The sequence below is a fragment of the Candidatus Pelagibacter sp. HIMB1506 genome (assembly GCF_052047935.1).
GTDB lineage: Bacteria > Pseudomonadota > Alphaproteobacteria > Pelagibacterales > Pelagibacteraceae > Pelagibacter.
In genome coordinates, this window is the sequence record NZ_JBNAIS010000001.1 from 571,838 (window position 1) to 593,558 (window position 21,721).

The following is a 21,721-nucleotide window of genomic DNA, read 5'->3' on the forward strand; positions in this document are numbered from 1 at the left end:
TAGTCTAAACATCTCTGATGTCAAAAGTAGCAACTCGTTTTGCTCCGTCTCCTACTGGAGCTCTTCATATTGGTGGTGTTAGAACTGCCTTGTTTAATTGGTTATATTCAAAAAATCAAAAAGGTACTTTTCATTTAAGAATTGAAGATACTGACAAGGAAAGATCGAAAGAAGAACACAAAATTCAAATAATTAAATCCTTAAATTGGTTAGGGATAAAACATGATGGTGAAGAATATATTCAGTCAACAAAAATTGATGATCATGTAAAAATTGCACATGAATTATTAAAAAATGGGTATGCCTATAAATGTTACTGTTCACCTGAAGAGATAGAAGAGCAAAAAAAAAGAGCTAGACAAAAGAAAATACCTTATATTTACAACAGAAAATGGAGGGATGCAGAAGAAAAAGACACTCCTAAAGAAATTAAACCTGTAATAAGATTTAAAAGCAAAATTGAAGGAATTTCAATTCTTAAAGATTTAGTTCAGGGCTATGTTGAAATCGAAAATAGTACAATTGAAGATTTTGTAATATTAAGAAATGATGGAACCCCAACTTATAATTTATCAGCAACTGTAGATGATCATGAAATGGGAATGACGCATATAATTAGGGGTGATGACCATAAAATAAATACCTTTAAACAAATACAAATTTATGAAGCAATGAAATGGGATGTTCCACTGTTTGCCCATATCCCTTTAATTCACACAATAGACGGTAAAAAATTATCCAAGAGAGATAATGCTTCAACATTGGATGACTATTCAAAAATTGGAATTATGCCTGACGCATTAAGAAATTATTTACTAAGACTAGGATGGTCGTATCAAGACAAAGAAATATTTACTCTAGAGGAAAGTATAAAATTTTTTAACTTAGAAGGTATTGGAAAATCACCATCAAAATTAGATATGAGCCGTATTTTGTCAATGAATGAGCACTATATCAAAAATATTGATGAAAATGATCTGTATGATCATCTTTTGAGATACTGTGAAGAATATAAAGATAAAATTAATACAGAAAAAGCATCGAAAATAAAATCATCTTTAGGATTTTTAAAAAATAAAGCAAAAACACTGGAGGAAATATTTAATAATGCAAAATATATCATTAATGATGAAGTTAATTTTAATGAAAATGATTTAAAACTAATTGACGATAAATCCAAAAAAATAATTAATGAATTTCAAGATGAAATTAAAAATTTAGAAAGTTTAACTAGAGATAATTTAGAGCCAATAGTCAACAACTTGATAAAAAAACATGAAACAAATTTCAAAGGCGTAGGTCAACCTTTAAGAGTGGCTCTAACAGGATCTAAGTTTGGACCAGGCCTATATGACATTGTTATATCTTTAGGTAAAGCAGATGTTGAGAAAAGATTAAGAAAGATACTTAATTAAAATAGAACTTGCCTCACTAGCAGATGAAGTTTTAGATCTGATGCCCTCTAAAGTTTTGGAGCACTCACTTACTTGTTTTTTCATCAACTCGGGGTTTTTAAGTAAATAAATAACAGACCTATATATTTCATCTGCATTACATTCTTTTTGAAGTAATTCAGGAATTATCTCACGATTATTAATTATATTTATAATATTTGCAAATTTTACATTAACTAACATTTTAAAAATCATAAAATTAATAAAACTAAGTTTATAAATAATAATTGATGGAACATTAAAATTGCAAATTTGTAATGAAACAGTACCAGATTTTGAAACAGCAAAAATAGATTTAGACAAAATTTCAGATTTAATATTTTCATCAGACACTATATCTATATTTTCAAAGTTATGTTTTTTTACATGTTCTAAAATTAAACTTTTATTTTCTTCTGTTGCATGAATATAGAAAAAATATTCATTATGCTTTTTGTTCATTAATTTAATAAAATCCAATAATATAGGTAGCAAAACATTAGTTTCGGAATTTCTGCTACCAGGAAATAAAGATATTATTTTTTTATTTTTAGGTAAAATATTATCAATAATAGTTTTGTTATTTTGATTTCTTTCTATAAGGGGATGACCAACAAAAGTATTATATATATTTTCTTCTTCAAAGTACTTTTTTTCAAATTCAAACAACAAAAGAATGTGATCAATAAATTTTTTAATTTTTTTAACTCTATTCTTTCGCCATACCCATACTTGGGGTGCTACATAATGAATTGTTTTAATGTTGCTGTTTATTTTTTTAACCTTTTCGGCCACACGCAAGGTAAAATCAGGACTATCTACACTTAGCAATATATCTGGTTTAAATTTTACTATTTCTTCTACAGTTTTATTTATTTTTGATTTAATTTTAAAAACATTAAGCAATACACTTGTAAACCCTAAATATGTAATTTCTTTCAAATCAAAAATAGACTTGATTCCCAAATTTTTTAGGTGAGTACCGCCCACTGATAAATATTCAATTTCAGAATTTTCTAGTTTTAATCTTGAAATTAAAGTTGATGCAAGTTTGTCTCCTGATGGTTCACCAGTTAATACAAAAATTTTTTTCATATAACTTTAATAAAAATTTTATTTTTATTTGCAAAATTTATTACTTCTTTTTTATCAAGAAAAATATTCTTTTTAGATTTTAAAACTAGACCCTTTAATCCATATTTTTTTATATCCTTTAAAGTTTGCAAACCAACAGTTGGTAAATCCATTCTTAAATCTTGTTTATTTTTAGGTAATTTTATTAATATTCCTTTTGAATTTTTCTTTACTTTTGAAAGCATTTTTTTTGTTCCTTGTCTTCCCTCTTTTGCAATTACTTTATCATCTTTGACAACTAAAGCCTGTATATGATCCAAACTATTAATTTTATTGAAATAATTTTTAGCTTTTTGAATTGAGTTGTTATCATTCTTATTAGGTTTATTTTTTGTATAATTTCCTTTTTTAAGAGATAGTTCTGGATTAAAATATACTGAGCTAATTACTTTAATATCTTCATCTGCAAGGATCTTAATTATAGATTTTATAATTGCAGCATCACCAATTTTAGAAGCTTTAATCACGCTTGGCATATAGTATATACCTTTAAAATCTAATCTAAGAGAAGTAAAATTAGGCTTAGCTATTTTACCGGCAAATAAAACTTTTTTACAATTTTTTTCTTTAATTAAATTAATTATTTTTCCAAATTTTCCAATACTGATTCTGTTAGAGTTTTTATCTTTATGAAATTTATTATTTTTTGAAAAATCGATAATAAAATATTTTTTTTTTAATTTTTTAATTTTCTGTAAAACTATTTCAGGAAAATCTGAATCACCTAAAAACAAACCAATCATTTTATTTTGAATAGGGAGTGCAAATTGGTCTTTTCTTATCTTTTTCTATAAAATTAACTACTTCAGAAACTAATTCATTTTTTTTTAAATCATCTGTTAAATTACTTAAATTCTCTGTTAAATTCTCATTCTTAAATATTATTTTATAAGCTTCGTTAAGTAATAATATTTCTTTATTTGGAATATTTTTTCTTCTCAAACCAATTAGATTTAATCCTTGCAATATACTTCTATTTCCATGTGCTATACTGTATGGTATCACATCTCTTACTACTCCACACATCCCACCTATCATTGCAAATTTACCAACTCTAGTAAATTGTTGTACAGCTGAATTACCACCAATTATAGCATTATCATCTACGTGAGCATGGCCTCCCAAAGGCACATTATTTGCTAAAATTACGTTATCACCAACTATGCAATCATGTGCAATGTGAGAAGAGACCATAAACAAACAATTATTTCCTACTTTAGTTTTTCCCCCACCACCTTCAGTACCTGGGTTAATGGTTACGTACTCTCTTATTTTGTTGTTGTCGCCTATCTCTAATAATGTTTTTTCACCTTTAAATTTTAAATCTTGCGGATCATTTCCTATAGATGCAAATGGATAGATTTGGTTATTTTTACCTATGGTTGTATTACCTATTATATTTACATGAGATTGCACAATTGTATCCTCTCCAATTTCCACATTTGGGCCAATCACTGAATAAGGTCCTATTGTTACATTCTTGGAGATTTTAGCATTTGAGTCAATAATAGCAGTTTTGTGTATCATTTATTGTCTCTTAAAAATTCTCTAATGTTTTTTGCTGGATAGCCCATTACTTTTGTATTATCTGGAATATTTCTTATTACACCAGAACCACCACCAATTTCTACATTATTGCCAACTTTAATATGTCCTGAAATTCCTGCTTGACCACCTATTCTTACATTTGAACCAATAATCGAGCTACCAGCAATTCCTACCTGGCCAGCTATAATAGAATTTTCCCCTATTTTAACATTATGAGCAATGTGTATTTGATTATCTAAATAAGTATTTTTACAAATAACAGTATTTGACATCGAACCCCTGTCAATAGTGGACCCACATCCTATTTCACAATTTTCCTCAATAATAACAATTCCAATATGTGGAAATCTTAAATTTTTATTTTTATTTGGAAAAAAACCAAAACCATGTTTCCCAACTACGCAGTTATCTAAAATTTTAACATTTTTACTTATTAGTGAATTTCTTATTATTGTATTTGAGCCTATTGAACAATTATCTCCAATTGAAACATTTTTTTCAATGATTGTATTATGACCTATCTTACAATTTTGACCTATTGATACATTTTTTCCAATTAAAACATTTTTACCTGAAATTACTTTATCCTTAAAATTTGTTTGATTAATATCAATAGCGCTATCATCAAAATCATCATTTATAGCATCAGGATAAAACATTGATGTTATTTTTGATACAGATACTAATACATTTTCAACAACTAAGGGAACACAAGATGTTGGTAGTTCTTTTTTTAAAGATTCTGTAGTTATACAAAAAGATGCTTTTGTACTTTTCGCTAAATTTACATATTTTTTGGAATGAAAAAAAGTGATATCTGAAGAATTAGAATTATTAAGGTCTTTTATGTCTTTTACTTCAATATTTTTTTTTACATGATAATTTTCAATTTTTAATGTTATTAGAATATCTGAAACCAAAAAAGGCCCATTGTTTTTAAAAAATGGATTTAACATAATTGCTTTTAACAGAGCAATTCTTTTAAAGTTATCAATAATTATTGCTATTTATTTCTTATCTACAATAGTTGCTGACCAAATAGCATCAGCCATTTTTTTATCATTAACGAATGCTTCACCTTTATACTTCCATACTCTACCATGTGACCTAATGGCCTCAATTTTCAGTATTAAATCACAATCTGGTATAACTGGATTTCTAAATCTAGCTTTTTCTACACCCATTAAAAAAACTAATTTGTTTTGATAAGTTGATTTATCTAAACCATGTGCTGTGAGTGCTGCAGCAGCTTGACCAAATGACTCAACAATTAATACTCCAGGCATAACAGGGTTTTCTGGAAAATGACCTTGTACAAAAAAACTTGTTTTTTTAACTTTTACTAAAGCTGTAGCAGATGTAAGTTTTTTTATGTCAAACAATTCATCAATTAATAACATTGGCTCCCTATGAGGAAGTAAATCACGAATTTGATCTTTATTAAGTTTTAACATTTTAAATTTTATTGTTTACAATTTTTAATATTTCATCAGAAATATCTTTATTGGTATTTCCTATAAAAATTTGATTTTTTTCAAGTATTAAGTCTATTGAATTTTCCCTCATATACTCTTCAATTAAAGGATTTATTTTAATAAGAAAATTATTTAGTTTCTCATCTTTTTTTTTTATAAAATCATTTAATATTTTATCTTTTTCTATTTTATATTTTACAACTTCATCATTAAATAGTTCAACATCACTCTCAAATTTTTTTTTAGAGGAAATATTTTTCATTTTTTCAATTGACAATTTTTTTTCTTTAATTAATTTTTCTTTTTCACTCAAATAATTTAAATTTTTTTCATTTAAATCATTTAAATCATTATAGATATTTTTACCAAAGTTTGAATTGTTTAAAACATAATCTATGTCTATAAAAACTACATTTTCTGAACTAATTGCTAAAGGTAGATTAATAAATGAAATTAAAAATATTAAATAAATTTTTTTTAAAAACATTAAAATGTTGTTCCAAGATTAAATCTAAATGTCTCTGTTTTGTCAGTTGAACTTTTTGTAATAGGTTGGGCTAAAGAAAAACTTAATGGACCTACTGGAGTATACCAATCAACACCAATACCAAAAGCACTTCTGATTTTACTTCCATCACTAAGAGTATCATCATCTACACCCCAAAGATTAGCAACATCAATAAAAGTCCCAACCTCAATATTTTGAGAATTAGGTAATATCTGTGGTAGTGAAGAGTTAATATTCATTATTGAGTAATAATTTCCACCAATATAATCGCTACCATCCTTTGGTCCAATCTTTCCACTAACAAACCCCCTTAACTTTCTTTGAGGTACATATAATCTCTCAGATAACTTAACATCGTCATTTGTCAAAGAATTTGCAGAACTTAGTGATAAAGAGAATGATGAAATATTATTCTCATATAGTTCTGAAAAAACTTTATAATTATAAAAATTAGTTAGGGTATTGGTGTCACTTACTACAGGTAAGTCTACAGAATAAATACTTAAATAACCATCATTAGTTTTATACTTCTGGTTTCTTTTATCATAACTTACATCAAGTTTTACATAAGTATCAAAATAACTTCCTTTTTGTTTTTTTTGCCTTGCAGATGCAGTACTTGATGTTGATATATCTTCAAAAAAAGTAGAAGTAGCTAATCCCAATCTTAAATCATCTAAAAATTCAAAATCAGTTCCAATAGAAGAACCAACTTTTTTTGATTTATATCCAAAGTTTTTTAGTTTATCTGTTTCATTAGCTAAAACAGAAAAATTTACTGATTTACTTGTATTGTTAAAATTTGGATTATTAACTTTAAAAATACCTGTTATTTTATCGCTAGCTAAAGATAAGTTGCTTGTTACACCTAAACCTTTCCCTAGGTAATTATTTTCTTTTACTCCAAATTCTATAACTTCACCAGAAGTTCCAAATCCAGCGCCAGCAGTTATTTCTCCTGTTGGTTTTTCTTCAACACTTATATTTATAATTTTAGATTTTTCTTCTTTTCCCTCTACAACTTCATAATTAACTTCTTTAAAAAAATTCAAAGATCTAATTTCATTTATGGTTCTGTTAGTTAAAATTTCATTATATGGATCCCCTTCATCTATATAAAATTGGTTTCTTATAACATTTTCTCTAGTAATATTATTTCCAAAAATATTAATTTTCTCTACAAATATTTTATCAGTTTCTTCTATATGAAATTTTAAATTAATTACGTTATCAACTATGTCTTCCTGAACACTTGCTTTAATAGTTTGGTACTCTTCTAAGGAAGCAATTTCATCTAATTTATTAATAATTCTGTCTACTGAATTAATTGAATAAGGTGTATTGCTTAAATTATTTAATGTTTCTTTTAATTTTATAAAATTTTGCTCATTAAAATCTAAAGGCAGTTTTAAACTAAGTTCTCCAAAATTAAATTTATCTTTAGCATTAATATTAAAAATTAATTCAAATTCATCGTCTTTTATTAATTTTGCAAAAGACGAATTAATTTTTACATCATAATAACCTTTATTTAGGTAAAAATTTTTCAATAATCTCTCGTCAAATTGTATAATATTTTCATTTAAATATTTTTTACCAGATATAAATTTCCAAAATTTATATTCTTCACTAATTATTAAGCTTCTAAGTTTATTATCTTTGAATATTTTGTTTCCTATAAAAGATATTTTTTTAATTTTAGATTTGTTTCCTAAATCTACATTAAAGACTAAATCAACTTTATTATTTTCTATGGTTACAAGATTTACATCTAACTTTGCAAAATAATAACCTGAATCTTTTAAAGAGGATAAAATTGTTTTTTTATCATCATTCAATAATATTTCATTGTAGGAAGATCTTGATTTCAATTTAAGATCTTTTGTAATTTCCTCCTCTAAAGTTTTAGATTTTATACCGTTATAAGTCACACTTTCAATTAGAGGATTTTCTTTAACTAAAATTAACAATTTATTTTTTTCAAACTTTAGTGAAACATCATCAAAAAAATTTGTGCCATAGAGATTTTTTAAAACATCATTTAAATCATTAATCTTAAGATCTTGACCAATATCAACCTGTGAAAACATTAAAATTGTTTCTGATGGGATTCTCTCATTACCTTTTATTTCAATATTATTTATAATTTCGCTATATGCAGATTTAGAAAAATTCAAAAGAAATAAAATAATTATAAATGATAGATTTATTGTTTTAAACATTTTAAGATTTATATACTTTTTTTAATATTTTAAAACGAACATAATTGTTTAATTCAATTATTTCTTCAACATTTCTAGGGGACTTTTTTTTATATTTTAAAAATTCTTTTGTTTTAAGAATTTTTAATATTGTTTTTGAAATATCATTAAATTTTATTTTTTTATTCAAAAATAAATCAACCAAACAGTCATTTGCAGATACCAAAACAGTTTCATATAGGGATATTTTATTTGGTAATAATTTTAATATTTTTACAATCGGAAACCTTTTTAAATCTATGTTAGAAAAATTTAGATTATTAAGTGCTTCTATATTAATTTTTTTAGTTTTAATTTTTTTGGTAGAATTAATGTAAAGAGTATTAAATATTGGTATTTTCATAGTTGTGTCATGTACTACAATCTTAATTAAACCGTTATTAAATTTAAGTATAGCATGAACATATGAATTTGGATGAATAAATATATTTATTTTGTTGTAAGGAAGATTAAAAATATTTTTTGCTTCAATGACTTCATAAACTTTATTTATCATAGTCGCTGAGTCTACTGATATTTTCTTTCCCATCGACCAATTTGGATGATTAAGAGCTTCGCTGATAGTTATTTTTTTAAATTTATTTAATGGATATTTAAAAAAAGGACCACCCGAAGCTGTTAGATATACTTTCTCGATATTATTTGAATTTAAATTTTGCAAACCAAACCATAAAGAAAAATGCTCAGAATCGACAGGGATAAATTCTGTTTTATGTTTAATTATTTCTTTTTCAATTAGATTCCATCCGCAAATAAGTGACTCTTTATTTGCAATTGCAATATTTTTAGTAAATTTTATTGACTTTAAAGTTGGATACAATCCATCAACACCAACAATACTACTCATCACATAGTGAAGTTTACTTTTTAAGATCTTTGATAAACTAAAATAATTTTTGAATATATTAATTTTTGAGATTTTATTTTTTTGTTTTTTTAATTCATTGTAACTTTTTTCATTGGTAATTATTAAATTTTTTACATTAAATTTTATAGCCTGTTTTAAAAGTTCAGTATGATTTCTATTTGCAGTTAATAAAATTATTTCAAAATCTTTTTTATTTTTTTCAATAATTTTCAACAAACTTTTACCAATTGATCCTGTAGATCCAAATATGGCAATTTTTTTTTTCATTAAAATTTAAAAAAATATAAGTAGGTTATATAAGAAGCAGGGAAAGCAAATATCATACCATCTATTCTATCTAGAATTCCACCATGGCCAGGTATTATTTTTCCAGTATCTTTAATATTAGATATTCTCTTAAAATAAGAAATAATAATATCACCAATTTGGCTTATTGATGAAACTATTACAATAAAAGTAAACATTTTTAGGTTTAATTCCAGTTCATATATGTTTATTTTTGCTAAGATAAATACAGATAAAATAGGCAAGCAATAAGCTCCAATTAAACCTGAATACGTTTTGTTTGGACTTATTTTTGTTAAATTTGGTCCTTTAAAAAATTTTCCAAAAATATAACCACCAATATCTGCAAATATACAAATAAGTGTAGTTACAATAAATAATCTTAATCCTGTGTGATAGTTATTACAACAAGGATCATAATTACGAAGCAAATATACAATAATGAAAGAAGATGATAAAAAAATAATTCCAATATATTTAATAAAATTTTTTTTATTCATCATAAACCATTCATAAATTGAAATTAAATAACATAATGCTAAAAAAAAATTAAATAATATGTTCCCTTTAATTATTAAATAAAAGCTTAATGGAATTAAAATTAAAGAACTAATTACTCTTTTTGTTAATTCTGTTTTCATTAAATATTTCCAAAATTTCTTTTAATAATTTTAAACTTTTTTATAATTTTTTTAAAATCATCTTCAGTGAAATCTGGCCATAATTTTTTTTCAAAGAAAATCTCTGTATAAGCAAGTTGCCACAACAGAAAATTACTTAACCTGTTAGTATTACCAGTTCTAATTAAGATCTCTGGATCAGGTATTCCATTTGTTTGTAAATATTTATTTATATTGATTTCGTTAATTTTTTTTTTATTTTTATTTAATTTTTTTATTGCATTTATTAATTCTTTTTTTGAGCCATAATTTAAAGCAAGGTTTATTTGTAACGTTTTATTTTTGAATGTTTTCTTTTCTGCATTTATTAATAAATTATTTAATTTCTTTGAAAAGTTTTTAATTCCAATAATTTTAATTTTAATGTTTTGAGCATGCAGTTGATCAATCCTTTTGATAAGAAAACTTTCTAACAAATTAAACAAATAGTTAATTTCTTTTTTTGGTCTTTTCCAGTTTTCAGTAGAGAATGCATATAAAGTTAAAAAATTTATTTTTTGTCTTATTGTTTCTTTAATAATTTTTTCAACAGTTTTTAAACCAACTTTATGACCAGCGTTTCTAGAATTTTTATATTTTAAACCCCATCTACCATTGCCATCCATAATAATGGCTACATGATTTAATGGGTTCATATTGTCATTATTTCTTTTTCTTTTGAAGAAACTTTTTCATCGACTATTTTTATATGCTCATCAGTTATAGTTTGAATTGTTTTTTCTTTAGATTTTTCATCATCTTCACCAATCTCTTTAGATTTTAATAATTTTTTAAGATCTTCGTTGGCCTCTCTTCGGATATTTCTTATTGATACTTTACATTTTTCACCAATTGACTTGATTAATTTTTTTAATTCAGATCTTCTTTCTTCATTTAGCTCTGGAATAGGAAGTCTTATCAACTGACCATCTATTTGTGGATTTAAACCAAGATCTGATTTTTTTATTGCAGCATCTAGCAAAGGAACATTATTTGCATCCCATACTTGAATATTAATCATTCTAGGTTCAGGTGTTGTTATACTGCCAATTTGATTAATTGGCATTTGCTGACCATAAACATCTACTTTAATAAGGTCTAGCATAGCTGCATTGGCTCTACCTGTTCTTAACGAGGATAATTCTTTTGAAAATACATCTATGGCTTTATCCATTTTTATACCATATGATTTTTCATCAAACATTTATTCTCCAATTTTTATTCTAAAGAATTCCTTAATTTTTAGATCAGCTACAGATAGTTCTTTAACAATATCTTGAACTTTTTTCTTTGGTTCCATGACCCAAGCTTGAGTTAAAAGTGCATTTTCTTCTTTGAACTTACTCATTTTACCTAAACTTATTTTTTTTGCAATTTCCTCTGGTTTACCTGAATTCTTCAGTTCCTCAGCAACAAGCTCTTGCTCTTTATCAATTAATGCTTGATCAATTAAGTTTGTTTCTAGAGCTAAAGGATTTGATGCTGCGATATGCATAGAAAGTTGTTTACTAAATGATTTAACTATATCTGATTTATCACTTGTTTCTAGAGAAACTAATACTGCTAATTTTGCTACATTATCTTTTACTACTGTGTGTAGGTAATGGTTGTTTAATCCACTTTTATTTTCAATAGTTTTTGATTTACCTATCGTAATCTTTTCACCAATTTTCGCAATAAGAGCTACTAAGTTATCATCAACACTTTGCCCATTTTTCATCATGGCTTTTTTTAATTCATCTTGATTAGAGCTGTGTTGGTTATTTAATTCACTTAATTCTTTAACAAAGCTTATAAAGTCATCATTTTTTGCAACAAAGTCGGTTTCACAATTTACTTCTATCACAGAAGTTTTGTTATCATCACCTGACACTACAACAACACCTTCTTTAGCATCTCTTGACATTTTTTTTGAAGCTTTTGATATTCCTTTAACCCTAAGAATTTCAATTGCTTTATCTAAATCACCGCCAGACTCTTTGATTGCTAAATTACAATCTTTAAACCCAGCACCTGTTGCTTCCCTTAATTTTTTTACTTTTTCTATATCACTCATTTTAATTTAACTTTCCTTTTTCTTCATTCGAGAATTTTTTTTCTAGTTTTTCTCTATCAATTTCTTGAATAGTTTTGTTTTTTCCGTCATCATTATTTTCCTTTACTTTTTCTTGCTTAGGTTCAGAGGATTGAATTGAACTTTTTGCATTATTAATAGTTTCTTTAATTAAATTACAATAAAGATCTATTGCTCTTCTTGCATCATCGTTTCCTGGAATTGGATAATCAATATGATCAGGATTGGAATTACTATCTAGGATAGCAATTATAGGAATACCTAATTTTGATGACTCGGCAATAGCTAATGATTCATAATTAGTATCAATTACAAAAACTAATTCTGGAACTTTTTTCATTTCTGCAATTCCACCTAACGATCTTTGTAGTTTATCTTTTTTTACACTCATCTTAAGAAGTTCTTTTTTAGTGAAACCTCTGTTCTCAGCAGCTAAATCAATCTCTAATTTTTTTAATTTTTTAATTGAATTTGATATTGTTCCCCAATTAGTTAGCATTCCTCCTAACCATCTATAGTTTACAAAGTATTGATCAGTTTCCTTAGCAACTTCTGCAATAGCTTCTGATGCTTGTTTTTTAGTTGAAACAAATAAAATTTTTCCATTATTTGCGATTGTATTATAGACCTTTTCTAAAGCTACTTTTGTTAACTCTAGTGTTTGAGTTAAATCTATAATGTGAATTGAGTCTCTTTTTCCAAAAATATATTTTTTCATTTTTGGATTCCATCTTAAAGTTTTATGTCCAAGATGAACTCCTGCTTCTAATAATTGTTGAATTGTAACGTTAGGTATTTTCATATTTATTCCCGGTTAAGCCACCACAGTAATTTCCAATTAAGGACCGGAGGTATAAAACCAACAACTGTGTGCGTGTTAATTTAATTTAATGGTTATTTACAAATATTTGTTAAAATTGACAAGTTTTATTTAACTAATTTCTGCTTGAATTTGCTGTTTTCTTAAAAGATTCAAAGATTTTCTATCAAGATTCATTAATTTTTTTAATTGAAAATTTAAAATTTGATCTTCTGTTGAAAGATAGAATTTTACTTGGGTTTTGCCATCTTCATTTAAAAATTTTGATATCTCTTGAATTTGTTCAATAGATTTAACACTAAATGATATTTCATTAATTGGACTATTAAATAAGTCTTTTAAAGAAGCTATTTTTTGAACATTAATTCTTTTAAAACGGTTTTCATCGTTAGAAACATTCTTAACCAAAGTTAAAATCAATGAGTTACCTTCTTTTAAAATTTCTCTATTTAACTCCAATAAATCTGAAAAAATAAATATTTCAAATACACTATTTAAATCTGTCAACTTTAAAACAGCATATGCATTTCCTTTTGCAGTTTTTCTCTCTTGAACTTTAAGTAATGTTGCAGCTACATTAACATTTTCAGAATTATCATCTGATATAAATTTTGTATAATCATTGATTTTATAGTCTTCAAAAATTTCGGTAAATTGATTTAACGGGTGATCAGATATAAAAAATCCAACTGACTCAAATTCTTTAGATAATCTCTCTTCAAATTTCCAATCATCTATTTTGGTTAAAATATCTTCCTCTACTTCATTATTGTCAGAGAATAAATCAATTTGATTTGCTAATTTATTTTCGGCAATATTTTTATTTTTTAAAATTAAATTAGGTATAGAGTTAAATATTGCTTGTCTATTTGAGTTTAAATTATCAAATGCTCCAGCTTTAGCTAATCCTTCTAATTGTAATTTATTTATATCTTTTGGATTAACTCTATTTATGAAGTCATTTATAGATTCAAATTTTCCATTTAACTCTCTCTCTTTAACAATATTTGAAATTGCTTCATAACCTACAGCTTTAATCCCACCTAAGGCATAATAAAATCTTCCATCAATAGTTTTAAAATCAGCAAAACATTCATTAATATCAGGTCTAATTGTTTCAATATTAAGTCTTTTTAATTCTTCATAAAACTCACTTAATTTATTTTGATTAGAAATATCCATAGTCATTGATGCAGCAATAAATTCTTTAGGATAATAAGTTTTTAAATATGCAGTTTGATAAGAAATTATTGCATAAGCTGCAGCATGACTTTTGTTAAAACCATATTCTGCAAAAGGTTCGATTTTTAAAAATATTCCAGCTGCAACATCTTTAGCAATTCCATTTTTAACTGCTCCAACGATAAAACCTTGTTTTTGTTTCTCTAACTCTGCTCTCTTCTTTTTACCCATTGCTCTTCTTAAAAGATCAGCTTGACCAGCAGTAAATCCTGAGAGTTTTTGAGCAATCTGCATTACTTGCTCTTGATAAATAATTACCCCATATGTGGGTTTTAAAATATCTTCTAATAATGGATGTAAATAATCTGGTTTTTGTTTACCATGCTTACAATCATTATAAGTTGGTATATTGCTCATTGGGCCTGGCCTATATAATGCTACCAGTGCAATAATATCTTCAATATGATTTGGCTTCATGTGAAGCAAAGCTTCTCTCATTCCAGCACTTTCAATTTGAAACAAGCCTACTGTTTTACCAGATGATAATAGATCAAAAACTTTTTGATCATCAAAATCTATTTGTTCAATGTTAAATTTTTTATCTTTTTTTCTAACCAATTTTTGAGTGTTATTTATTACTGTTAATGTCTTTAACCCTAAAAAATCAAATTTAATTAAACCAGCATTTTCAGCTGAATACATATCAAATTGTGTTGAAGGTAAAAGTAAATCTGCAGAAGTATCTTTATATAGAGGAACTACTTCTGTTAATTTTTTATCTGCAATTACTACTCCTGCGGCATGAGTAGCAACATTTCTGTTTAGACCTTCTAATTTCAATGATAATTCTATTAATTTTTTAACTCTGGTATCCTCATTAATAAGCTTTTGTAATCTTGGCTCTCCAGCTATACATTGGGTTAGATTTTGAGGTCTGGAAGGATCAAAAGGTATCATTTTTGATATGCTGTCAATAAACCCATAAGGTAATCCCATAACTCTACCAACGTCTCTGATCACCATCCTTGCTTTAAGTTTACCAAAAGTAATTATGTGAGCTACACTATCTTTGTATTTTTTTGTTAAGTATTCAAAAACAAGATCTCTTTTATCCTCACAAAAATCTATATCAAAATCAGGCATAGAAATTCGGTCTGGATTTAAAAATCTCTCAAAAATTAAATTAAACTTAATTGGGTCAACATCAGTAATTGATAAACACCAAGCAACCAATGACCCAGCACCTGAGCCTCTACCAGGACCAACTGGTATATCATTTTCTTTAGCCCATTTTATATAATCAGATACAATTAAAAAATAACTCGAATATTTCATTTTAACAATTATTGAAAGTTCATGATCTAGTCTTTCTTTATAAAGAAGAAAATTTTTATCATTTTTAAGTTCGCTATATTTAACATTAAAAACTTTTAAAAATTTATCTCGCAGTCCTTCTAAAGAATATTTAGTTAAAAGATCATCTGCATTACCATCTTTGTCAGTACTAATGTTAGGCAATATAGGATTAGAGAATAATGGTCTAAAATTACATCTTAAAGGAAAGTTGTAATTGTTTTCTAATGCCTCAGGAATATCAGCAAATAACTCTGTCATTTCAGAGTTAGTTTTTAAATAATGTTGATCACTTAATTTTAATCTATTTTTTTCATTAATATAGGTTTTGTTACCAATACAAATCAAAGCATCATGTGCTTCATGCATATCTTTTGATAAATAAAAAACTTCATTAGTAGCAATTATTGGTATTTCTAGTTCTACAGATTTTTTTAGATTAAATTTTTCAAACCCATTTTCATTAGTGTCGTTGTGTCGTTGAATTTCTAAATAAAACCTATCTCCAAAAACCTCTTTAATTTTTGAATAAATTTCTTTTATTTTTGTAAATTTTCCTTTATCAAATAGTTTTCCAAAAAGACCTAAAACTGTACCTGAAAAAACTGAAACACCATCAGAACTTTTTAATAATTCATCAAAATTTACATAAGGGTCACTTAATTCATCATTTTCTAAATATGAATTCGAGGACAATTCAATAATGTTTTTATAACCTGTTTCATTTAAGGCAAACAAAGGTAACAATCCAGTTGTATCATTTAGTTTAAAATTAATTTGAGTACCAATAATTGGCTGTGTTCCTGATTTAGAAATTTTTTCTGCAAATTCTAAAGCTCCACATAAATTAGAAGTGTCACTTATTCCTAAAGATTTAATTTTGTTTGATTTGCAATATTCTTGTAAATCATCAATCTTAGCCGCACCTTCACATATAGAATATTGTGTATGTACTTTTAGATGATTAAAATTTTGATTTAATGACTCAGACATTAGATGATTTTATAATACCATCTCTCATCTCCAATAGGCAATCTGCCTTATTAGCAAAAAATCTATTGTGAGTTGCAAATATTATTAATCTATCTGATTTTTTTTGATTATATAAAAGTTTAAAAACTTCTTTTGCTGTGTTCATATCCAAACTGCCTGTTGGCTCATCTGCCAAGATTATTTCGGGATCATTTACGATAGCTCTTGCTATAGCTACTCTTTGAGCCTCACCACCCGAAAGTTGTGAAGGAAAGTGATTTGATCTATTTGAAAGACCAATTTTTTTTAATAATTTTTTAGCCTTTGTAATTGCTAATTCTTTGTCATTATTGTTAGCAAGTGATGCTAAATAAATATTTTCGATGGCAGTAAAATCAGAAAGAAGATTGTTTTGTTGATAAACAATACCAATTTTTTTTGATCTAAAAATATCATTTTCTTCTGTGTCATTAAAATTAATTTGATTTTGATTAAACATAATTTGACCTGATGAAGGTCTGTCTATTAAAGAAATTAAATTTAACAAAGTTGATTTACCTGAACCTGAAGGGCCCATGATTGAATAAATTTTACCTTTTTCAAAATTTTGTGACAAACCTTTTAAGACTTTAATCTTTTTTTCAGTCTCAAAGCTTTTAGATATACTTTTTAATTCTAAATACTTACTCATATTTTAAAGATTTAATTGGATCCAATCTAGCCGCTTTAAAAGCTGGAAAAATTGATACTAAAATAGTTATAATTATTGAGCAAACTGAAATTAGAATAATTGATGTCGGATTGATCTCAGAAGGCATCTTGCTTAAAAAATATATTTCTTCAGGAAATAAACTTATATTGAAAACTGAGCTTAAAAATTGTCTAAAATTTTCAATATAAATAGAAAAAGTTATACCTAAAAAAATACCAAAAATTGTTGCAGAAGTACCTATTATTACTCCAACTAAAAAAAATATTTTAATTATTGATTTATTTAATACTCCAATTGATTTTAAGATAGCAATATCCCTCGTTTTGTTTTTTACTAAAATAGTTAATCCTGAAATAATATTAAATGCAGCAACAATTATTATTAGTGACAAAATAATAAACATAACATTCCGTTCAACTTTTAGAGCTGAAAATAATGAACTATTCATATCTGCCCAACTAAAAACAAAATCATCATCAAAAACTTGTTTCACTATTAATTTTTGAGATTCGATATTATTTGGATTTTTCAGATAAATTTCTAAATTTCTGTCGTTGGGATCGTATCCAAAGAATTCTTCTAAAACATTAAGTTCTATAAATGCAATATTGTTATCAAATTCTGCTAAACCACTATTAAAAATTGAATTAACAATAAAAGTTTTTTGTTTTGGCATACTGCCAATTATTGTTTGAACACCGGATGGTGACATTAAAGTCAATTCATCTCCTATTTCAAGATTTAGAGAAAAACTTAGCTCACTTCCTATTGATATAAAATTTTTATCAAATTTATTTAATTCACCTTTAAATTTTTCATTTGTTAATACCTCTAAATTTAAAAGATCATTTTGTTTATAGCCTCGTAACACTATTCCTTTAGTATTATTGTTTTTAAGGATAATTGCCTCTCCTGAATTACTAAAAATAATATTCTTAGAGATTGACTTTAGCTTATTATTTATTTTAGTTTCATCTATTGAATTTGAATAAGGTTTAACAGTTACGTGTGAATTAAATCCTACAATTTTATTGATTAATTCAGTTCTAAAACCATTCATTACTGACATAACAATAATTAGAACAGCAACACCAAGACTTGTTCCAATAAAGGAAAATATTGAAATAACATTTAAAAAGCCATCTTTTTTTCTAGCTTTTAAAAATCTTAAAGTAATTTCTTTTTCTAAAGTAGAAATCAAATTGAATTTTTTTGTTTATTTATAATTTCTATAATTTTGCTTAAAGGTAAGTTTTGAGTTTCACCACCTGTTTCTTTGAACTCTAATAAATCACCTTCACTCTTCTTTCCAATGATAATTTGATACGGAGCCCCAATTAAATTCATTTTTTTAATTTTGGATGAAAAATTTTCATCTGTATCATCAATAATAGCTTCAATATTATTTTTTAATAACTCACTATTAATTTTATTGGCCCTAACTAGTGCTGAATTATCGTTTTTATTTATCATCGGTATCAAAGAAATATCATATGGAGCAACAGACAATGGCCATTTCATGATTTCATTTTTTTCATCATATTTTGCCTCTATTATGGCCCCTACTAACCTTGATACACCAATTCCATAGGAACCCATTTTAACAAAATCTTTTTTTCCACCTGGCAAATCTACTGATGCATTCATAGGTTTTGAATATTTGTCCCCAAAATAAAATATATGGCCTACCTCAATACCTTTTGTGATTAATTGATTTTCCTTTGAAACTATATTTTCAAATTCATCTTTGTTAAACTTTTCATCTGTCACAGCATAAAATTGCTCATATTTTTTCCTCATTTCTTGTAACGAAGATTTTTCTAATTGAGTATCATCACTATTTAAGTCAAAAATTCTTTTATCAGTAAAAATTTTACTTTCTCCCGTGTCTGCTAGGATAATAAATTCATGAGATAAATTTCCTCCAATTGGGCCTGTATCAGCAGCCATAGGTATTGCGGTTAGATCTAATCTTTTAAAAGTTTTTAAATATGAAAGAAAAAATTTATTATAAGAAAAAAATGCTTCCTCATCTGATACATCAAATGAATAAGCATCTTTCATATAAAACTCTCTTCCCCTCATTATTCCAAATCTAGGTCTTATTTCGTCTCTAAATTTCCATTGTATGTGATACATAAGTTGGGGTAATGATTTATAAGATTTAATTGAAGATCTAAAAATTTCTGTAACTTGCTCTTCATTGGTAGGTCCATAAAGCATTTCTCTATTTTGACGATCAGTTATTCTAAGCATCTCCTCACCGTAATCATCATATCGACCACTTTCTTTCCATATCTCACTAGATTGTATTGTTGGCATTAATATTTCTTGAGCTCCAATCTTATTTTGCTCTTCTCTAACAATTTGTTCTATTTTTTTCATTACCTTAAACCCTAAAGGTAACCATGAGTATATTCCTGCAGAAGCTTGCTTTATCATACCAACTCTCAACATTAATTGATGAGATTTAATTTTTGCTTCAGAAGGATTATTTTTTAATATTGGAATAAATGAATTTGATAAAAGCATATTAACTAATCATATTTCTTAAATTTAAATATTCAAATTTTATTAATAAATAAATAATGATAAAAATTACAGTTGTTATACCAGTACAATACAAGAATTTTTTTAACATTTTTGGGTTTTCGGGTGATCCTGGATCTTCACCATCAATTTTTACTGTTTTTGCTCTGTTTACATCAATAGGAAGTATAGCAAAGAAAACTATCCACCATATAATTATATAGATAATTGCTAAACCAGTTACACTCATTAAATTCTAACTAAGTTAATATTGGTGAAAGGTTTTTTTCCCGTTCTTTCTTTAGAAAATTTTCTGCAGGCAATTTTCAATGCATCAATTAAATTATGCTCTTGTTGCTTGCTTCCAATTTTAAAAGTTCTAGAAGTTTTTTCTATTTCTTCTTCTAACCCATAAACAAATTCTTCTCTATCATCAACTGGCAAACCACGAAAAGAAAGCACAGGATTGTTATGAATATTTCCCTTAGGGGTTATCATTAAAGTTACTTCAAGATATCCATTAACACTCAAATTTTTTCTATCTTTTATTGACTGTGAATCTGGATCAACACTTACATTACCATCTAAATATAATCGACCACTTGGAGCTTTGTCGTAAACTTCAGGCTGATTACCAGGATATAACTTAACTATATCACCGTTTTCTACTTGTACAGGATATGGAACTTGCATTTCTTTTGCAAAATTTATGTGTTCTATCATGTGCCTATGTTCACCATGTACAGGTATTACGCATTTAGGTTTTACCCATTGATACATTTCTTTTAAATCTTCTCTATTTGGATGACCAGAAACATGAACAAATTCAGTTTCTTCAGATATCACTTCTATACCATCTTTAACAAGTTGATTGTGCAATTTATAAAGTTTTTTTTCATTTCCAGGTATAATTTTTGATGAAAATATTACTGCATCACCTTTTTCAATAAAAACATCAGGGTGTACATAACTAGAAATTCTCATCATCGCTCCCATTGGTTCTCCTTGGCTACCTGTACAAAGATAAACTATTTTTTCTCTTGAGAAATTTTTAGCTTCACGAGGGTCAATTGGTTCAATTGTATTTTTTAAATATCCACATTGACGTGCAGCTTTGTAAATACGATGCATCGATCTTCCAACTAGTGAAATTTGTCTTCCTGTTTGCTCAGCACAATAAAATACTGTCTCCATTCTTGCTACATTAGATGCAAATGAAGTAATTATAATTCTCTTCTTCAATCTCGACATCACATTTAACATATTTTTTCTGACATCAAGTTCAGATCCAGACTTGCCGGCACTAAAAACATTAGTCGAGTCACAGATCATTGCTAATACTCCTTCATCACCAATTTCTTTTAATCTCTTCTCATTTATATTGTCACCAATAAGTGGATTGGGATCTACTTTCCAATCTCCTGTATGTAAAATTACACCAGCTGGAGTTTTTATTCTTAAGCCATTAGGTTCTAAAATTGAATGAGTTAAAGTTATATATTCAATTTCAAATGGATCTAATGAAACAGTTCCATTCAATTCAACAATTTGTAAATCACTAGTAATATCTATTTGTTTTTCTCTAAACTTTTCTCTAATCAAGACTGCTGTAAATGGAGTAGCAAATATTTTACATCTTAATTTTGGCCATAAATGTGCGATTGCTCCAATGTGATCCTCATGTGCATGAGTTAAAACTATACCCAACAAGTTATCTTTTCTCTCAACAATGAATCCAGGATCAGGATAAATTAAATCAACACCTGGTATAGTGTCATCAGCAAAAGTTACACCAATGTCTACCATTATCCATTTATGATCGCTTGGTTGACCGTAACCAAACAAATTCATGTTCATACCAATCTCACCAGATCCACCTAGTGGACAAAATAACAATTCATCTTTCAT

At 26.5% G+C, this 21,721-nt stretch carries 20 protein-coding genes; 1 reads left to right on the forward strand and 19 read right to left on the reverse strand.

The window, feature by feature from the left end:
* Window positions 1-17: 17 nt before the first annotated feature.
* On the forward strand, window positions 18-1,415 hold the full coding sequence (gene gltX, locus ACTTA8_RS03110) for a glutamate--tRNA ligase (RefSeq protein ID WP_440654254.1): 1,398 nt from the start codon (window positions 18-20) through the stop codon (window positions 1,413-1,415).
* On the opposite strand, the gene lpxB is transcribed toward gltX, so the two are convergent.
* The 19 genes from lpxB to ACTTA8_RS03205 all read right to left on the reverse strand — a co-directional run bounded on the left by lpxB (window position 1,395) and on the right by ACTTA8_RS03205 (window position 21,721).
* Window positions 1,395-2,528 (reverse strand): lipid-A-disaccharide synthase, encoded by a 1,134-nt coding sequence (lpxB, locus tag ACTTA8_RS03115; RefSeq protein ID WP_440654255.1) that lies wholly within the window; start codon window positions 2,526-2,528, stop codon window positions 1,395-1,397. The genes gltX and lpxB overlap by 21 nt on opposite strands.
* Complete coding sequence (gene lpxI, locus ACTTA8_RS03120; RefSeq protein WP_440654256.1) at window positions 2,525-3,310, reverse strand: UDP-2,3-diacylglucosamine diphosphatase LpxI domain-containing protein; 786 nt, start codon at window positions 3,308-3,310, stop codon at window positions 2,525-2,527. Before lpxI ends, lpxB begins: the two co-directional genes overlap by 4 nt.
* A 1-nt stretch (window position 3,311) precedes the next feature.
* The gene (gene lpxA, locus ACTTA8_RS03125; RefSeq protein WP_440654257.1) at window positions 3,312-4,094 is read right to left on the reverse strand and encodes an acyl-ACP--UDP-N-acetylglucosamine O-acyltransferase; all 783 of its coding nucleotides are present in this window, start codon (window positions 4,092-4,094) and stop codon (window positions 3,312-3,314) included.
* A complete protein-coding gene (gene lpxD, locus ACTTA8_RS03130; protein WP_440654259.1) occupies window positions 4,091-5,071 on the reverse strand; it encodes a UDP-3-O-(3-hydroxymyristoyl)glucosamine N-acyltransferase in 981 nt (326 codons plus the stop codon). The genes lpxA and lpxD overlap by 4 nt, the downstream gene beginning before the upstream one ends.
* Before the next feature lie 51 nt (window positions 5,072-5,122).
* Window positions 5,123-5,569, reverse strand: coding sequence for a 3-hydroxyacyl-ACP dehydratase FabZ (fabZ, locus tag ACTTA8_RS03135; RefSeq protein ID WP_440654261.1), 447 nt, complete (start codon window positions 5,567-5,569; stop codon window positions 5,123-5,125).
* Between the two features lies 1 nt (window position 5,570).
* Complete coding sequence (locus ACTTA8_RS03140; protein WP_440654262.1) at window positions 5,571-6,077, reverse strand: OmpH family outer membrane protein; 507 nt, start codon at window positions 6,075-6,077, stop codon at window positions 5,571-5,573.
* Window positions 6,077-8,320 carry an outer membrane protein assembly factor BamA gene (bamA, locus tag ACTTA8_RS03145; RefSeq protein ID WP_440654263.1) on the reverse strand — a complete coding sequence of 748 codons (2,244 nt, stop codon included), beginning with the start codon at window positions 8,318-8,320 and terminating at the stop codon, window positions 6,077-6,079. The genes ACTTA8_RS03140 and bamA overlap by 1 nt, the downstream gene beginning before the upstream one ends.
* A 1-nt stretch (window position 8,321) precedes the next feature.
* A complete protein-coding gene (gene dxr / locus ACTTA8_RS03150; protein WP_440654264.1) occupies window positions 8,322-9,494 on the reverse strand; it encodes a 1-deoxy-D-xylulose-5-phosphate reductoisomerase in 1,173 nt (390 codons plus the stop codon).
* Entirely contained in the window at window positions 9,494-10,153 is a 660-nt protein-coding gene (locus ACTTA8_RS03155; RefSeq protein ID WP_440654266.1) for a phosphatidate cytidylyltransferase, read from the reverse strand. Before ACTTA8_RS03155 ends, dxr begins: the two co-directional genes overlap by 1 nt.
* Window positions 10,153-10,827 carry a polyprenyl diphosphate synthase gene (gene uppS / locus ACTTA8_RS03160; RefSeq protein WP_440654267.1) on the reverse strand — a complete coding sequence of 225 codons (675 nt, stop codon included), beginning with the start codon at window positions 10,825-10,827 and terminating at the stop codon, window positions 10,153-10,155. The genes ACTTA8_RS03155 and uppS overlap by 1 nt, the downstream gene beginning before the upstream one ends.
* The gene (frr, locus tag ACTTA8_RS03165; protein WP_440654268.1) at window positions 10,824-11,375 is read right to left on the reverse strand and encodes a ribosome recycling factor; all 552 of its coding nucleotides are present in this window, start codon (window positions 11,373-11,375) and stop codon (window positions 10,824-10,826) included. The genes uppS and frr overlap by 4 nt, the downstream gene beginning before the upstream one ends.
* A complete protein-coding gene (gene tsf / locus ACTTA8_RS03170; RefSeq protein WP_440654270.1) occupies window positions 11,376-12,227 on the reverse strand; it encodes a translation elongation factor Ts in 852 nt (283 codons plus the stop codon). It abuts the gene before it with no gap.
* Between the two features lies 1 nt (window position 12,228).
* The gene (gene rpsB, locus ACTTA8_RS03175) at window positions 12,229-13,047 is read right to left on the reverse strand and encodes a 30S ribosomal protein S2 (RefSeq protein ID WP_440654272.1); all 819 of its coding nucleotides are present in this window, start codon (window positions 13,045-13,047) and stop codon (window positions 12,229-12,231) included.
* 129 nt (window positions 13,048-13,176) lie between these two features.
* Complete coding sequence (dnaE, locus tag ACTTA8_RS03180; RefSeq protein ID WP_440654274.1) at window positions 13,177-16,593, reverse strand: DNA polymerase III subunit alpha; 3,417 nt, start codon at window positions 16,591-16,593, stop codon at window positions 13,177-13,179.
* Entirely contained in the window at window positions 16,586-17,263 is a 678-nt protein-coding gene (locus ACTTA8_RS03185) for an ABC transporter ATP-binding protein (protein ID WP_440649009.1), read from the reverse strand. The genes dnaE and ACTTA8_RS03185 overlap by 8 nt, the downstream gene beginning before the upstream one ends.
* On the reverse strand, window positions 17,256-18,485 hold the full coding sequence (locus ACTTA8_RS03190) for a lipoprotein-releasing ABC transporter permease subunit (RefSeq protein WP_440654276.1): 1,230 nt from the start codon (window positions 18,483-18,485) through the stop codon (window positions 17,256-17,258). The genes ACTTA8_RS03185 and ACTTA8_RS03190 overlap by 8 nt, the downstream gene beginning before the upstream one ends.
* On the reverse strand, window positions 18,482-19,816 hold the full coding sequence (gene proS / locus ACTTA8_RS03195; protein WP_440654278.1) for a proline--tRNA ligase: 1,335 nt from the start codon (window positions 19,814-19,816) through the stop codon (window positions 18,482-18,484). The genes ACTTA8_RS03190 and proS overlap by 4 nt, the downstream gene beginning before the upstream one ends.
* A 1-nt stretch (window position 19,817) precedes the next feature.
* Window positions 19,818-20,063 carry a DUF1467 family protein gene (locus ACTTA8_RS03200; RefSeq protein ID WP_440654279.1) on the reverse strand — a complete coding sequence of 82 codons (246 nt, stop codon included), beginning with the start codon at window positions 20,061-20,063 and terminating at the stop codon, window positions 19,818-19,820.
* Window positions 20,063-21,721 (reverse strand): ribonuclease J, encoded by a 1,659-nt coding sequence (locus ACTTA8_RS03205; protein ID WP_440654281.1) that lies wholly within the window; start codon window positions 21,719-21,721, stop codon window positions 20,063-20,065. The genes ACTTA8_RS03200 and ACTTA8_RS03205 overlap by 1 nt, the downstream gene beginning before the upstream one ends.